A 15,389-nucleotide genomic window follows, 5' to 3' on the forward strand; every position below is an offset into this window, starting at 1 on the left:
CATGAAGATCGGCATCCTGACGAGCGGCGGCGATTGCCCCGGACTCAACGCGGTCATCCGCGGCATGGTGCTCAAGGGCACGACGAGCTACGACCTCGAGTTCGTCGGCATCCGTGACGGCTGGCGCGGTGTCGTCGACGCCGACTTCTTCCCGCTGACCCGCCACGAGGTGAAGGGGCTGTCGAAGGTCGGCGGCACGATCCTCGGCACCAGCCGCACCAACCCGTACGAGGGTCCGCGCGGTGGCGCCGAGAACATCGCCAAGACGCTGTACGGCCACCGCATCGACGGCATCGTCGCCATCGGCGGAGAGGGCACCCTGGCAGCCGCCAACCGCCTGTCCAATGACGGCATCAACGTGCTCGGCGTCCCGAAGACGATCGACAACGACCTGCGCGCCACCGACTACTCGTTCGGCTTCGACACCGCCGTCAACATCGCCACCGACGCGATGGACCGCCTGCGCACGACCGGCGACTCGCACCAGCGGTGCATGGTCGCCGAGGTGATGGGCCGGCACGTCGGCTGGATCGCGCTGCACGCCGGCATGGCGGCGGGCGCCCACGCCATCTGCATCCCCGAGGTGCCGATGTCGATCGGCGAGATCGCCGCCCTCGTCACCAAGGCCCACGACCGCGGCCGTGCGCCACTGGTCGTCGTCTCCGAGGGCTTCACTCTCGAAGGCATGGACGAGGCCTACAGCGACAAGGGGCTGGACGCCTTCAACCGCCCGCGCCTGGGTGGCATCGGCGAGGTCCTGGCGCCCGAGATCGAGCGCCTCACCGGCATCGAGACCCGTTCCACGGTGCTCGGGCACATCCAGCGCGGCGGTTCGCCGTCGGGCTTCGACCGCGTGCTCGCGACGCGCCTGGGACTGCACGCCGCCGACGCCGTCGTCGAAGGCGCGTGGGGCCAGATGGTGGCCATGCGCGGCACCGACATCGTCCGCGTGCCCTTCGCCGAGGCGCTCGGCGAGCTCAACACCGTCCCGCGCTACCGCTACGACGAGGCCGCGGCGCTCTTCGGCTGAGCAGGACGCGCGCAGACGGAGAGCGGATGCCTCGGCTCGAGGCATCCGCTCTCCGCTTCCGCTCCGGATGCCTCAGGTCAGCAGGCGGTCGGCGACGAGCTCGCCGACGAGCGGCTCGGTGAGCAGTGCGACGCGCGGATCGGCGTGGTCGTCGAACGGGATGTGCAGCTCTGCGCCCGGAAGCGGGGCGCCGACCGCGGCGTACCGCGACCCGCGCGAGCCCATCCACTCCAGGGCCTGTTCGTCCCAGCGCGACCCTGCGAAGACGACCGCGCGGTAGTCGGTGGTCTTCGTGAGATAGACGTCGACGTGCGACCAGTCGCCCGACTCGGAGGCGAAGGCGGTTCGCCGCGGGACCTCCCGCACCATCAGCGCGGACTGCTGCGCGCTGGAGAGTCGTTCGACGGGGGCGAGCATCCACGCGCCGTCGGGTCCGCCGACGAGCGCGGCGGCCGCGTCCAGCCACGAGCGCGAGCGCTCCAGGAGCCCGGCGTTGGCGGCGGCGGCGCGGCGCAGGATCGCCGCATCGAAGCGCTGTACCGGGGTCCGGCCGACCAGCGCTTCGAGCACGGCGTCCAGCACGGCGAACGTGGCGCGGAACGTCCGGCACGCGACCCCGGATGCCTCGGTCCCAGCCAGCAGGGGCACCACGACGTCGCTGCGGCGTCCGAGCTCGGACTCTGGGCGGTTGGTGACGGCGACCAGGCGGCCCGTGCCGCGGTAGCGCTCGATCGCGTGCAGCACCTCGACGCTCCCACCGGTGGCCGACACGGCGACCACGACGAGATCCGCGGCCGGCGGAGGCAGCTGCTCTGCCGAGGCCCACTCGACCGTCACGGCGGTTCCGACCTCGCGGTGACGGCGTGCCACGACCTCGGCGGCGTACCGGCTCGACCCCATCCCGAGCACGAGCACGCGGCTCGCCCGCAGTGCGGGCAGCCGTTCGAGGCCCGGGAGTCCCGCGTCCAGTGCGTCGGCCAGCGCGTCGAGCGCGCCGGGGATCAGTTCGAGGTCGGATCGGAAGGCGGCGGTGTCCACGGGACCTCCGGGAGTTCGTTCGTCGACGGGTAGCGGTGGGTGATCGCCGCGTCGGGCGCATAGCGCCACACCGGCAGGAACCGGTCGGCGTACAACAGCTCGGCGGTGAGCTGCTCGGCCTCGAAGGCAGGAAGAAGGGCGGCGTCGAAGAGGCCGTCGCGCTGAAGTCCCTCGAGATACGCCCCGAGGAACGCGGCTCGTGCGCGGTCGGCCCATCGCCAGGCGGCGGCGTCGGCGCGTCCGAGGCGCCGCTGCGCGACGGCGGCGACGAGGTCGAACGAGACCAGGAGGTGCGCGACATCGCGGGCCGCGGCATCCGGTCGCTCACGATCCGATGCGGCGAGTTGGGGATCGCCGTCGAAGTCGATCACGGTGTAACGCCGCCCGCCGGCAGCGTCGGGACTCGCCAGCACCTGCCCCACGTGCAGATCGCCGTGGATCGGGAACTCGAGGCCGGGGGAGGTGGCGACGAGAGAGCGGATGCCGTGCTCCAGCGCGCTGCGCCGATTGCGGAGCCGGTTGCGGGTCGGGCCTGCGGTCGCCGCGAGCGCGGCCGCGAGCGTCGCTTCGGCCCGCTGCCGTCGCAGGGCGGGTGCGTCCGGCTCGGCGGGCTGCGCGGCCGCGGCGAGCACGTCGTGGACACGCGCCACGATCTGCCCGAGCGTGCCGGGCCAGTCGGGTTCGGCGGCGCCCTCGAGGGTCGCCACGACGTCGTCGACGGCCCACGTCCAGCCGTCCGCGGCACCGGGGAGGTATCCGGTCACGACGGCGAGCGTCGACTCGCCGAGCGTCGGGTGGCGCCACGCGATGCGGCCGTGCACCGGGGCGACGTCCGCCGAACCGGCCGCCGCGAGCATCGCGAGCAGCTCGCCCGCCCGATCCGCGGCCGCCCAGCGGCCGACCACCTTCACCACGAGACGCCCGTCGACGATCAACGACGTGTTCGTCTGGTCGACCGCGATGGCGGTCTCCGCCGCATCGCCGGGCACGTCCTCGACGACGAGTCGTGCCAGCGCGCGGGCAATGCCGTCGCCGGCGACGGGCCGCAGGCCGTCCACCAGCACGCGTCCGTCTTCGGCGACGGACAGCACGCGTCCGCCGACGACGGGCAGGTCGCCATCGATCGAGTTCATTGAATCCGGATTGTAACAATCATGAAAACTCGGCGCCAGCAATCGTGGGAATCCATTGCGGTTTCTTCAGTGGCGATGCAACAATCGCTCAACCTTTCCGACGTCCCAGGAGGTATCACATGCCCAGCAAGCGTCGCATCGCCGCGGCAGCGGCCGGCGTCTTCGCCCTCACCCTCACCGCGACCGCCTGCGCCGGCGGCGGGGGAGGCGGTGGTGGGGAGACGCTCGATCCCGAGGCGGATCTCAGCAAGCAGACCCTCACCGTGTCGATCTGGGCCGACTACTACCCCGAAGACCTCGCCGAGAAGTTCGAGGCAGCCACCGGGGTGAAGACCACGATCGTGAACCACACCACGAACGAAGACATCGTGGCGAAGCTGACCGCCAGCGCCGACCCCGGCATCGACGTCGCGTTCGTGTCCGGCCAGTACGCCCAGGCGCTCGCCGAGCAGGGCATCCTCGCGAAGCTCGACAAGTCGCTCATCCCCAACGAGGAGAACCTGTACTCCGAGGCGCTGGAGCTGCCCTACGACAAGGGCAACGTGTACTCCGAGCCGTACGCCTGGGGGACGACCGGCCTCTGCTACCGCCCCGACCTCACCGGTTTCGCCCCCACCTCGTGGAACGACCTGCTGAACCCGAAGCCTGAGCTGGCGGGCAAGACCACGATGCTCTCGACCGACCGCTGGCTCGCGATGCCGGCGCTCAAGGCGCTCGGTTACTCGGTCAACACGACCGATGACGCCGAACTCGACGAGGCGAAGGCCCAGCTGCTGGAGACCAAGCCCACACTCCTCGCGTACGACGACACCACCTTCTACTCGAAGCTCGTCTCCGGCGAGGCGGCGATGGTCGAGGCCTGGGACGGCTGGTGCAACTACGGCATCGCCGAGGACCCGAGCATCACGTTCGTCGTCCCCGACGAGGGCGCCGACCTCTGGGTCGACACCATGACCGTCCTGGAGTCCTCCAAGAACAAGGAGGCGGCGATGGCGTTCCTGAACTACATCCTCGACCCCGAGGTGCAGACGTGGGTCGCCGAGAACATCCTCTACAAGGTGCCGAACCAGACCGCCATGGAGGCGCTGGACCCTGCCCTCATCGAGTCCTACCCGACCCTCGGCATCACCGTCGACGAGCTGTTCGACCAGGAGGTCATCGTCGACCTCGGCGAGGACTCGCTCAAGTACGTCGACCTCAACGCCGAAGTGCTCGCGACGAACTGAACCGCCGCGCCGCAGTGACTTCGACGACTCGACCCGCGAACCCCGCCGCGCGCGCCCCGCGCGTGCGGCGGGGGATCGCGGCGCTCCCGTTCCTGGCCCCGGGCACGATCTACCTGATCGTGTTCATGGCGATCCCGGTGGGGCTGCTCGCCTTCTACACGTTCTTCCAGCGCGGGCGCTTCGGCGGGATCGTGTTCGAGTTCACGCTCGACAACTGGATCAAGCTGTTCGAACCGCTCTACCTCGGGGTGATCGCCCAGTCGATCGGGATGGCCCTCGTGGTCACGGCGCTCGCCCTGCTCATCGGCTATCCGATGGCGTACGCGATCGCCGGTCTGTCGCCGAAATGGCGCACCGTGGCCCTGGTCGCCGTCGTGCTGCCGTTCTGGACGAACTTCCTCATCCGCACCTATGCCTGGATCCTGCTGCTCAACAACGCCGGCTGGATCAACAGCTGGCTGCAGGGCCTCGGCCTCATCGATGAGCCGATCAGCATGCTGTACACACCGCAGGCGATCGTCGTCGGGCTGCTGTACATGTACCTGCCGCTCATGGTGCTTCCGCTGTACGCGTCGCTGCAGCAGCTCGATCCGTCGCTGCGCGAGGCGGCCACCAACCTCGGTGCGACCGGCTGGCGCGCCTTCCGCACCGTGACGCTGCCGTTGTCGCTCCCGGGCGCGCTCACCGGCTGCGTGTTCGTGTTCGTGCCCGCGATGTCGAACTTCGTGATCCCCGAGCTCATCGGCGGCGGCAAGACGATCATGATCGGAAACCTGGTCCGCGACCAGTTCTTCGAGGCGCGCGACTGGCCGTTCGGCGCGACCCTCGCGCTCGTGCTGACGATCCTGCTGGTGCTCGTGATCCTCGCGCAGTCCGCCGTCTCGCGGCGTTTCACCGAAGGGGGCCGGCGTGGCTGACACGACTGTCGAGCGGGCATCGAGCCCGTCGACCACGGCGCTGCGTGCGCAGGAGCCCTCGGCGCGACCGCGCGCGGTGCGCAAGGGACGCGGCATCCTGATCCCGCTGTGGCTGGGGTACGCGTTCCTGTACCTGCCGATCCTCGTGGTCGTCATCATGAGCTTCAACGACTCCGAGAACCTCTTCGTGTGGCGTGGCTTCTCGCTGCGCTGGTACCCGGAGATGCTCCAGAACGCGCAGATCATGCAGGGGCTCGGGAACACGCTCATCGTTGCCACCGGTGCGACCGCGATCGCCACCGTGCTCGGCACGCTGCTGGCGTACGGCATCCAGCACTACACCCGGGGCGGCCTCGTGCGGGCGTTCGCGATCGCGCCGGCGATCCTGCCGGATCTCCTCCTCGGGATCGGCCTGCTCACCTTCTTCTCGCTGCTGTCGGTGACTCTGGGGTTGCACTCCGTGATCCTCGCGCACGGGGTGTTCGCCACCGCGTTCGTCACCGCGATCGTGCTCGCGCGGATGGCGAGCCTGGACCCGAGCCTGGAGGAGGCGTCGCGCGATCTCGGCGCGGGCGCGGCGCGCACGTTCCTGCGGGTCACGCTGCCGCAGCTGGCTCCGGGCATCGTGGCCGGTGCGCTGCTGGCGTTCACCCTCTCGCTCGACGAGTTCGTGATCGCGTTCTTCACCACCGCGCCCACGCAGCCGACGCTGCCCATCGTCATCTACTCCATGGTCCGTTTCGGCGTCACCCCCGAGGTGAACGCCCTCGCCAGCGTGCTGCTGCTCGTGAGCATCGTCACGGTGATCGCGGCGCAGCGACTGACCCGACTGACAGGAACCCCGAAGTGACCCACGTCCCCCTGCTCCGCGTCGACGGCGTGCACGCCGTCTACGGCGACACCGTCGCGCTGCACGACATCTCGCTCGAGATCGCCGACAACGAGTTCTTCGCCCTGCTCGGGCCCTCCGGCTGCGGCAAGACGACCCTTCTTCGCTCCATCGCGGGCTTCGAGACGCCTGCGGCCGGCCGCATCGAGGTCGACGGCCGGGACCTGCTGGCGATGCCCGCCCACAAGCGCCCGGTGAACATGATGTTCCAGAGCTACGCGCTGTTCCCGCACATGAGCGTCGAGGCGAACATCGGCTACGGCCTGGTCTCGGAGGGCGTCGGCCGCGCCGAGGTGCGCAGTCGCGTGAACGAGGTCATGGACGTCGTGGGGCTCGGGCACCTCTCCAAGCGGCGTCCCGCGCAGCTGTCGGGCGGCCAGCGCCAGCGTGTCGCGCTGGCACGCGCGATCGTCAAGCGCCCGCGGCTGCTGCTGCTCGACGAGCCGCTGTCGGCGCTGGACCGTCAGGTGCGGGCCTCGATGCAGCTCGAGCTCAAGCGGCTCCAGCACGAGGTCGGCCTCACGTTCGTCGTCGTCACCCACGACCAGGAGGAGGCCATGTCGATGGCCGACCGCATCGCGGTCCTCCGCGACGGACGGCTCGAGCAGCTCGCCACACCGCAGACGCTGTACGCCGCCCCGGCGACCCGATTCGTGGCGTCCTTCATCGGCACGGCGAACCTGCTGGACGGCGTCTCGACCCCGAGCGGCGTCGAGATCGCCGGGCTCGGCGAGGTCCCCGCCGCGCACTCGGCTCCGACGGGAGCGCCGGTGACGGCGGTGGTCAGGCCGGAAGACGTCGAACTGTCGGAGGATGCCGCGACCGCCGGCCTGCGCGGAACCGTCGTCGACACGTACTTCCTCGGCGGAGCATCGACGATCTCCCTCGACGTGCCGGGAATCGCCGGACCTGTCCTCGCGACCGTGCACGGCGCGACGCGCATCGCGCGCGGCGACGTGGTCGGGCTCCGATTCACCCGCGTGGCGGTGGTTCCGGGCGAACCGGGTGGCGCGGCATCCGACGCGCACGCGGCCGCGGAGGCCGCACCCGCCGAGCTCACGCCCGAGGCGGCGGGTTCGGGCGCTCAGGGCGTGAGCGCGTGACCGGTGGCCAGCCGCGCGTAGGCCACGATGAGCTCGAGGGCGGCGTCGTGGTCGATCGTCGGGTGCTGGGCGATGATGCGGTAGCCGTACGCGTCCTCGAGCGCGACGAGGTTGCGTGCGATCACGAGGGACGACTGGGCGAGGGTGAAGATGCCGCGGGCCGCGCCCTGCTCGAGGACCACCTGGTACATGCCCACCTGGCGGTCGTAGAGCGTCGTCAGCAGCGACGCCATCAGCGGGTTGCGGCCGGCGGATCCGCCCAGCTCGCAGAGCAGCCGCACCTCGGTGTCGGCGGGATTGCGGGGCAGTCCCGACTCGGCCAGCGCCATCAGACGCGTCACGGGGTCGTCGGGCAACTGCTCGAGCATGCGCACGCGGCCCTCGTAGAACCGCTCCATGCCGGCGCGGTTGGCCTCGAAGGTGAGCTCCTCGATGTCGGGGTAGTAGTAGAGCACCGCGCCCGAGGTGAGGCCCGCTTCCTCGGCGACGCGGTTCAGCCGCGCCCCGTCCGGTCCGTGCGCCGCGATCGCCCGCTGCGCCGCCGCCACAAGCTGGCTGCGCCGCTCCTCCTGCCGCTTCGGCCTGGCCATGGCGCTCCCTCCGGATCGGACAGATTGTCTGCATCCACCGCCAATTATAGGTCGAACTGACCTGATCATCGTTGATTCACAGCCGACACAATTCTTTCAACAACTACTAAAAGAACGCAGATGAACGGAGCCATCATGACCGCAGCGCGCCGCACCTTCCTGTTCATGCCCGAGAGCGCCTACGGCCCGACCAACAACTGCATCGGCATCGCCGACGTGCTGCGCAACCGCGGACACCGCGTCGTGTTCGCAGCGGAGCGGTCCTGGCAGGGCAAGCTCGCCGCGCTGGGGTTCGAGGAGGATCTCGTCGACCTCGCCCCCGCGCCCGAGGGGGAGGTCGAGCAGGATGCCGGGCAGTTCTGGAAGGACTACATCAAGGAGGTCTCGCCCCAGTTCCGCCGCACGACGCTCGAACAGCTCGAGACGGTGACGCTCCCGATCTGGGAAGAGCTCGCGGCCGGCGCGAAGTACTGCGAGCCGCAGTTGAAGGCCATCATCGAGCGCGTGCGACCCGACGTCGTCATCGAGGACAACGTCATCGCGTTCCCCGCCCTCGTCACCGCGGGCGTGCCCTTCGTGCGCATCGTCAGCTGCAACCCCCTCGAGATGCCCGGCGACGACGTCGCGCCCGTCTTCTCGGGACTCGCCGAGGACGACCGCAGCGGCTGGGACCGGTTCCGCGCCGAGTACGACCGCACCCACCGTGCGTTGTGGACCGCGTACGACGCCTGGGTGCAGGAGCAGGGCGCCCCGCCGCTGCCCGACCTCGAGTTCATCCATCGCGGCACCGAGAACCTCTACGTGTACCCGAGCGTGCTCGACTACGTCGACGAGCGTCCCCTCGACGACACCTGGCACCGCCTCGAGTCGTCGGTGCGCGAGACCGAGGACGCGCCGGCGGGTCTGCCTGCGTCGTTCACCGACGGCACCCGTCCGCTCGTGTACTTCAGCCTCGGATCGCTGGGGTCGGCCGACGTCGAGCTGATGCGCCGCGTCATCGCGGAGCTGGCGCAGCTGCCGGTCAATGTGATCGTCTCCAAGGGACCGCTCCACGACGAGCTCGAGCTCGCCGCGAACATGTGGGGTGCGCAGTTCCTGCCGCAGACGACGATCCTGCCGCTCGTCGACCTCGTGATCACGCACGGCGGCAACAACACCACGACCGAGGCGCTGCACTTCGGCAAGCCGATGATCGTGCTGCCGCTGTTCTGGGACCAGTACGACAACGCTCAGCGCGTCCACGAGCGCGGCTTCGGCATCCGACTGGACACCTACGGCTTCACGCACGAGCAGTTCCAGGACGCTGTGCGCACGCTGCTGGACGACACGGTTCTGCGGGAGCGGGTCGCCGCGGTGGGTGCCGGCATCCGCGCCTCCGACGGCGTCGCGGCCGCGGCCACCGTGATCGAGCGCGTCGGCGCGCGGGAGCGCGTGTGAGCACGGATGCGGCGATGACGGATGCCGCCACCGCGGCGTTGCGCGACGCGGCCCCCGTCGCGTACTGGCTCGATCGGGCCGACGCACCTGATCGGCGCGCCGCGCTGGAGGGCGCGCAGGAGGCGGACCTCGTGATCGTGGGTGCGGGATTCACCGGACTGTGGACGGCGTGGCGCGCGCTGGAGCGGAACCCGGATCGCTCGGTGGTCGTGCTCGAGGCGGAGCGGGTGGCGCACGGGGCCACCGGGCGCAACGGAGGATTCGTCTCGAGTTCCCTGACGCACGGACTGACGCACGGCACCGCGATCTGGCCCGATCAGGTGGGTGCGCTGCACGAAGAGGGCGAGCAGAACCTGTCGGACCTGGTGCGCGACATCGAGGCCGCCGGCATCGACTGCGCGCTGCGACGCGCGGGCAAGACGACCCTCGCGGTGGAGCCGTGGCAGCTCGCCGGCCTCCGCGAGGCCCATGCGCTGGCCGCGTCGCACGGGGTCGCTCTCGAGCTGCAGTCGCAGGACGAGGTGCGCGCCGACGTCCATTCGCCGACGTACCTCGGCGGGCTCCGCGACCGCAGCGGCACGGTGCTCGTCGACCCGGCACGGCTGGCCTGGGGCATGGCCGCAGAGCTCGAACGCCGCGGCGCGCGCATCTTCGAGGACTCGGCGGTCGCGAGCCTGGCGCGCGACACAGGCGGCGTGCGGGTCACCACGGGACGCGGCGTCGTCCGCGCGCGCGACGTCGTCATCGCGACGGCCGCCTACCCGGCACCGCTGCGGCGGCTCGGCGGCTACATCATGCCGCTGTACGACCACGTGCTCATGACCGAGCCGCTCACGCCTGCGCAGCAGGAGGCGATCGGGTGGGCCGAGGGACAGGGGCTCACCGACGCCGGCAACCAGTTCCACTACTACCGGCCGACCGCGGACGGACGGATCCTGTTCGGGGGATGGGATGCCGTGTACTACCGCGGCGGACGGGTCGACGCGAGCCTCGAGCAGCGCGACAGCTCCCACCAGCTGCTCGCGCGGCATTTCTTCGAGACCTTCCCGCAGCTCGAGGGACTGCGCTTCACGCACCGCTGGGCGGGCCCGATCGACTCCACGACGCGGTTCACGGCCGCTTACGGCACGGCCCTGGGCGGCCGTGCGGCGTACGCGGTCGGGCACACCGGCCTCGGTGTGGGCGCCTCGCGGTTCTCCGCGGATGTCGCCCTCGACCTGCTCGCCGGGGAGCCGACCTCGCGGCTGCGCTACGACATCGTGCGGCGACGGCCGTTCCCGATCCCGCCGGAGCCCTTCCGCAACTCGATCATCCAGTTCACCCGCCGTTCGATCCTGGCCGCCGACGCGCACCAGGGCCGGCGCAACCTCTGGCTGCGCACCCTCGACCGCTTCGGCCTCGGCTTCAACTCCTGAAAGGCAGACCATGACCACCACCGGAACCTTCATCGGCGACTACCGCCCCGGCACCGGCGCCGACAGCGTCATCACCAACCCCGCCACCGAGGAGCAGGTCGCGGCCTTCGCGTCGTCGGGCATCGCCGACGTCGACGAGGCGGCCGCAGCGGCGCGCGCCGCCCAGCCCGAGTGGGCCGCGAAGACGCCCGGCGAGCGTTCCCTCGCGCTGCTCCGTCTCGCCGACGCCCTCGAGGCCGACGCCGAGAACCTCGCGAAGCTCGAGGTCGAGGATTCCGGCAAGCCGTGGACCACCGCCTTCGACGGCGAGCTGCCGTTCGGCGTCGACAACCTGCGCTTCTTCGCCGGGGCGGCGCGGTCGCTCGACGGCACCGGTGCGGGGTCGTTCTCCAACGGCTACACGTCGATCCTGACGCGGCGCCCGGTGGGTGTCGTCGCGGGGATCACGCCGTGGAACTTCCCGCTCATCATGGCGATCTGGAAGGCGGGCCCGGCGCTGGCCGCCGGCAACGCCGTCATCGTGAAGCCGGCGCCGGCGACTCCGCGCACCACCCTGCGGTTCGCCGAGCTCGCCATGGCGGCGGGGCTGCCGGCAGGGCTGTTCAGCGTGGTGACGGGCGACGCCGAGGTCGGCCAGGCGCTGGTCACGCACCGGGAGGTCGACATGGTCAGCGTCACCGGATCCACCGAGACGGGCAAGGCCGTCATGCGCGGCGCCGTCGACGGCGTCAAGCGCGTGCACCTCGAACTCGGCGGCAAGGCGCCGGTCATCGTGTTCCGCGACGCGGATCTCGGCGCGATGGCGCACGCCGTCGCCCTCGGCGCGACCTACAACACCGGCCAGGACTGCACGGCTGCGACCCGCGTCTACCTCGAGCGTTCGATCTACGACGACGGCGTCGCGGCGCTGCGCACCGCGCTGTCGCAGGTGGTGGCCGGCGACCCCATGGATCCCGAGACCCACATCGGACCGCTCATCTCGAAGGCGCACCGCTCGCGCGTGGAGGGATTCGTCTCGCGCGCGGTCGCCGAGGGTGCCGAGGCACTCGTCGGCGGTCACGCGATCGACCGCACCGGCTCCTACTTCGCGCCGACTCTGCTGGTGGGGGCCGCGCAGTCGGCAGAGATCGTGCAGGGCGAGGTGTTCGGCCCCGTGCTCGTCGTGCTGCCGTTCGACGGCGAGACGGAGGGCATCGCGCTGGCCAACGACAACGCCTACGGGCTGGCCTCGTCGGTGTGGACCTCCGACGTCGCCCGCGCGCTGCGGGTGAGCCAGTCGCTGGACGTCGGTGTGACGTGGGTCAACGATCACCTGCCCATCGCCTCGGAGGCGCCGCACGGCGGCGTGAAGGGTTCGGGATTCGGCAAGGACATGTCGATCGAGCCGCTGCTGGACTACTCGGTGACCCGTCACCTGATGATCCGGCACGCCGCTCCGCCCGAGACCAGCGGCTTCCGGCCGGCGTGAGAACCGTCGTGCAGACAGGCCTGACAGCGGAGGAGCGGACGATGACGCACGACCGGATCACGAAGGCGGTCATCCCGGCCGCGGGACTGGGGACGCGGTTCCTCCCTGCGACCAAGGCGATGCCCAAGGAGATGCTGCCGGTGGTCGACAAGCCGGCGATCCAGTACGTCGTCGAGGAGGCGGTGGCGGCCGGCCTCGTCGACGTGCTGATGGTCACCGGACGCAACAAGACGGCCTTGGAGAACCACTTCGACCGGGTCGCCGAGCTCGAGGCGACGCTGAAGGAGAAGGGCGACGACGCGAAGCTGCGGCAGGTGAACGAGTCGACGGGGCTCGCTGCCATGCACTACGCCCGGCAGGGCGACCCGAAGGGGCTCGGCCACGCCGTGCACCGCGCGCGCATGCATGTCGGCGACGAGCCGTTCGCCGTGCTGCTCGGCGACGATCTCATCGATGCCCGCGACGCGCTCCTGGTCCGCATGCTCGCCGAGCAGGTGCGGCGCGACGCGTCGATCGTCGCCCTCATGGAGGTGGACCCCGACCAGATCCATCTGTACGGGGCGGCCGCGGTCGAGCCGACGGACGACCCCGAGGTGGTGCGCATCACCGGGCTGGTTGAGAAGCCCGCTCCGGGTACGGCGCCATCGAACTACGCCGTCATCGGGCGGTACGTCCTCCGGCCAGAGGTCTTCGAGGTGCTGGAGCACACGCCGCCCGGCCGCGGCGGTGAGATCCAGCTCACCGATGCGCTGATGACGATGGCCGAGGACGTCGCGGGCACCGGAGGGGTGTACGGCGTGGTCTTCCGCGGGCGCCGCTACGACACCGGCGACAAGCTCGAATACATCAAGGCCGTCATCCAGCTCGCCGCCGACCGCGACGACCTCGGTCCCGACCTGCGCAGCTGGCTCGCCGGGTACGTCGCGGCGATGTGATCCGAGCGGATGCTGCGACGGCCGCCGCCATCATCGATGGCGTCGCGTCGCGGCATCCGCTCGGGATGCCCTTTCTCAGGCGTCCGCGACGCCCAGCACGTCCAGCAGCCACGCCAGTTCGAACGCGCGCTCGCGCCACGCGTTGTACCGGCCGCTGACGCCGCCGTGGCCGGCCACCATCTCGCACTTGAGCAGCGCGTCGGCGCCCACCTCGCGCAGACGCGCGACCCACTTCGCGGGCTCGACGTACAGCACGCGCGTGTCGTTCAGCGAGGTGACCGCGAGGATCCGCGGGTACTCCACGTCGGCGCGCACGTTCTCGTACGGCGAGTACGACTTCATGTAGGCGTAGACGTCGGCGTCGTGCAGCGGGTCGCCCCACTCGTCCCATTCGATCACCGTCAGCGGCAACGACGGGTCGAGGATCGTCGTGAGCGCGTCGACGAACGGGACGTCGGCGAGGACACCCGCGAACAGCTCCGGCGCGAGGTTCGCGACGGCGCCCATGAGCAGTCCGCCCGCGGAGCCGCCCTCGGCCACCAGCTGCGAGGGCGTCGTGTAGCCGTTGTCGATGAGGTGCAGCGCGCTGTCGACGAAGTCGGTGAAGGTGTTGCGCTTGTGGAGCAGCTTGCCGTCCTCGTACCACTGGCGGCCCATCTCGCCGCCGCCGCGCACGTGGGCGACGGCGAAGACGACGCCGCGGTCCAGCTCCGACAGGCGCGGCACCGAGAAGCCGGGCTCGATCGAGTGCTCGTACGAGCCGTACCCGTAGAGGTGCACCGGGCGAGGCGCCGCACCGGCGTCGCCGAAGGAGCGCTTCCAGACCAGGGAGACGGGGATCTGCGTGCCGTCCTGCGCGGTCGCCCACACGCGCGCCTGGGCGTAGTCGTCGGGCTCGTAGCCGCCTAGCACGGGCTGGCGCTTGCGCAGGTGCAGCTCGCCGGTGGCGACATCCAGGTCGTACACCGTGCCGGGGGTGACGAACGAGCCGTACCCGAGGCGCAGCAGCGGGGGAGCCCACTCGGGGTTGCCGCCGGTGCCGACCGAGTACAGGGGCTCGTCGAAGGAGATCTCGTCCACCGCGCCGGTGGCGTAGTCGAGCATGCCGAGCCGGGCGAGGCCGCCGCGGCGGTACCCGACGACGCCCCAGTCGCGGAAGGTCGACACGCCCAGCAGGCGCTCGCCGGGACGGTGGGGGATCACGACCGAGCGCTCGCCGGACGGATCGGATGCCGCCACCCGGACGAGCTCGAAATCGAGCGCGCCGTCGTTGTGGAGGATGAACAGCACGTCCTCGCCGTCGACGACGGCGTGCTCGGAGTCGTACTCGACCCCCTCGGTGCGCGGCCACACCACGCGCGGCTCGCCGCGCAGGTCGTCGGCATCCAGCAGCCATTCCTCCGACGTGATCGACGAGCCGAGGCCGATCATGAGGAAGCGGTCGCTGCGGGTGAACCCGGCGCCGACCCAGAACTTCTCGTCGGGCTCGTGGAAGAGCTTCGCATCGTCGGCCACGGGCGTGCCGAGCTCGTGCAGCCACACCGTGTCGGGGCGCCATGCGTCGTCGACGGTCGTGTAGACGATGAACCGGCCGTCGGGGGAGAAGGTCGCGCCGGCGAACGTGTCGGGGATCTCGTCGGCGAGTTGCTCGCCCGTCGCCAGGTCGCGCACGCGCACCGTGTACCGCTCGTCGCCGGCGACGTCGACGCCGTAGAGCATCAGGGTGCCGTCGTTGGAGACCTCGAAGCTGCCGAGCGAGAAGAACTCGTGCCCCTCCGCCTCGACGTTGCCGTCGAGGAGGATCTGCTCGCCGGCCACCTCGACGTCGGGCGAGAGCTCGGGCGGCGTCCAGTCGTCGGGCGAGGCGAGCGGCGCGCGGCACTGGATGCCGTACTGCTTGCCTTCGAGGGTGCGGCCGTAGTACCACCAGTCACCGCGACGGGTGGGCACCGAGAGGTCGGTCTCGAGCGTGCGTCGCTTGATCTCGTCGAAGATCCGGGTGCGCAGTGTCTCGAGGTGCTCGGTCCGCTGCCGGGTGTACGCGTTCTCCGCCTCGAGATGGGCGATGACCGCGGCATCCTCCTTCTCGCGGAACCACTCGTACCGGTCCTCGACGTCGTCGCCGTGGTGGGAGCGGACGGTCGGACGGATGCCGGCGACAGGGGCGGAAGGGACGGGGACGGAGTCGCTGAGAGTCACCGTTCCACG

General features: G+C 70.7%; 13 protein-coding genes. 9 read left to right on the plus strand and 4 right to left on the minus strand.

What is annotated here, in order from left to right; genetic code table 11:
- Position 1: 1 nt before the first annotated feature.
- On the plus strand, positions 2-1,030 hold the full coding sequence (locus AC1DDU_RS13665; protein WP_477434969.1) for an ATP-dependent 6-phosphofructokinase: 1,029 nt from the start codon (positions 2-4) through the stop codon (positions 1,028-1,030).
- A gap of 72 nt (positions 1,031-1,102) precedes the next feature.
- On the opposite strand, the gene AC1DDU_RS13670 is transcribed toward AC1DDU_RS13665, so the two are convergent.
- Positions 1,103-2,068 (minus strand): SIS domain-containing protein, encoded by a 966-nt coding sequence (locus AC1DDU_RS13670; RefSeq protein WP_477434971.1) that lies wholly within the window; start codon positions 2,066-2,068, stop codon positions 1,103-1,105.
- Positions 2,032-3,201, minus strand: coding sequence for a hypothetical protein (locus tag AC1DDU_RS13675; protein ID WP_477434973.1), 1,170 nt, complete (start codon positions 3,199-3,201; stop codon positions 2,032-2,034). Before AC1DDU_RS13675 ends, AC1DDU_RS13670 begins: the two co-directional genes overlap by 37 nt.
- A gap of 119 nt (positions 3,202-3,320) precedes the next feature.
- On the opposite strand from AC1DDU_RS13675, the gene AC1DDU_RS13680 reads away from it, so the two are divergent.
- The 4 genes from AC1DDU_RS13680 to AC1DDU_RS13695 are packed head-to-tail and all read left to right on the plus strand — an operon-like array spanning position 3,321 to position 7,336.
- The gene (locus AC1DDU_RS13680; RefSeq protein ID WP_477434975.1) at positions 3,321-4,427 is read left to right on the plus strand and encodes a polyamine ABC transporter substrate-binding protein; all 1,107 of its coding nucleotides are present in this window, start codon (positions 3,321-3,323) and stop codon (positions 4,425-4,427) included.
- A 14-nt stretch (positions 4,428-4,441) separates the two neighbouring features.
- Entirely contained in the window at positions 4,442-5,344 is a 903-nt protein-coding gene (locus AC1DDU_RS13685; protein WP_477434977.1) for an ABC transporter permease, read from the plus strand.
- Positions 5,337-6,194, plus strand: a complete 858-nt coding sequence (locus AC1DDU_RS13690; RefSeq protein ID WP_477434979.1) for an ABC transporter permease — start codon at positions 5,337-5,339, stop codon at positions 6,192-6,194. Before AC1DDU_RS13685 ends, AC1DDU_RS13690 begins: the two co-directional genes overlap by 8 nt.
- Positions 6,191-7,336 (plus strand): ABC transporter ATP-binding protein, encoded by a 1,146-nt coding sequence (locus AC1DDU_RS13695; RefSeq protein WP_477434981.1) that lies wholly within the window; start codon positions 6,191-6,193, stop codon positions 7,334-7,336. Before AC1DDU_RS13690 ends, AC1DDU_RS13695 begins: the two co-directional genes overlap by 4 nt.
- Here AC1DDU_RS13695 and AC1DDU_RS13700 read toward each other — a convergent pair.
- The gene (locus AC1DDU_RS13700; RefSeq protein WP_477434983.1) at positions 7,318-7,926 is read right to left on the minus strand and encodes a TetR/AcrR family transcriptional regulator; all 609 of its coding nucleotides are present in this window, start codon (positions 7,924-7,926) and stop codon (positions 7,318-7,320) included. The two genes, AC1DDU_RS13695 and AC1DDU_RS13700, sit on opposite strands and share 19 nt — an antisense overlap.
- A gap of 135 nt (positions 7,927-8,061) precedes the next feature.
- Here AC1DDU_RS13700 and AC1DDU_RS13705 point away from each other — a divergent pair, with 135 nt between their 5' ends.
- Genes AC1DDU_RS13705 through AC1DDU_RS13720 form a run of 4 tightly spaced genes read left to right on the plus strand, consistent with a single transcriptional unit; the run spans position 8,062 to position 13,181 of the window.
- Positions 8,062-9,363 (plus strand): glycosyltransferase, encoded by a 1,302-nt coding sequence (locus AC1DDU_RS13705; RefSeq protein ID WP_477434985.1) that lies wholly within the window; start codon positions 8,062-8,064, stop codon positions 9,361-9,363.
- Entirely contained in the window at positions 9,360-10,778 is a 1,419-nt protein-coding gene (locus tag AC1DDU_RS13710) for an NAD(P)/FAD-dependent oxidoreductase (protein ID WP_477434987.1), read from the plus strand. The genes AC1DDU_RS13705 and AC1DDU_RS13710 overlap by 4 nt, the downstream gene beginning before the upstream one ends.
- Before the next feature lie 10 nt (positions 10,779-10,788).
- Positions 10,789-12,246 (plus strand): aminobutyraldehyde dehydrogenase, encoded by a 1,458-nt coding sequence (locus AC1DDU_RS13715; RefSeq protein ID WP_477434989.1) that lies wholly within the window; start codon positions 10,789-10,791, stop codon positions 12,244-12,246.
- A 41-nt stretch (positions 12,247-12,287) separates the two neighbouring features.
- Entirely contained in the window at positions 12,288-13,181 is an 894-nt protein-coding gene (locus AC1DDU_RS13720; RefSeq protein ID WP_477434991.1) for a UTP--glucose-1-phosphate uridylyltransferase, read from the plus strand.
- Between the two features lie 75 nt (positions 13,182-13,256).
- On the opposite strand, the gene AC1DDU_RS13725 is transcribed toward AC1DDU_RS13720, so the two are convergent.
- Positions 13,257-15,380: a S9 family peptidase gene (locus tag AC1DDU_RS13725; RefSeq protein ID WP_477434993.1), complete on the minus strand. Its 2,124-nt coding sequence runs from the start codon at positions 15,378-15,380 to the stop codon at positions 13,257-13,259.
- Positions 15,381-15,389 lie beyond the last annotated feature (9 nt).

Source organism: Microbacterium sp. 05T445, assembly GCF_056395865.1.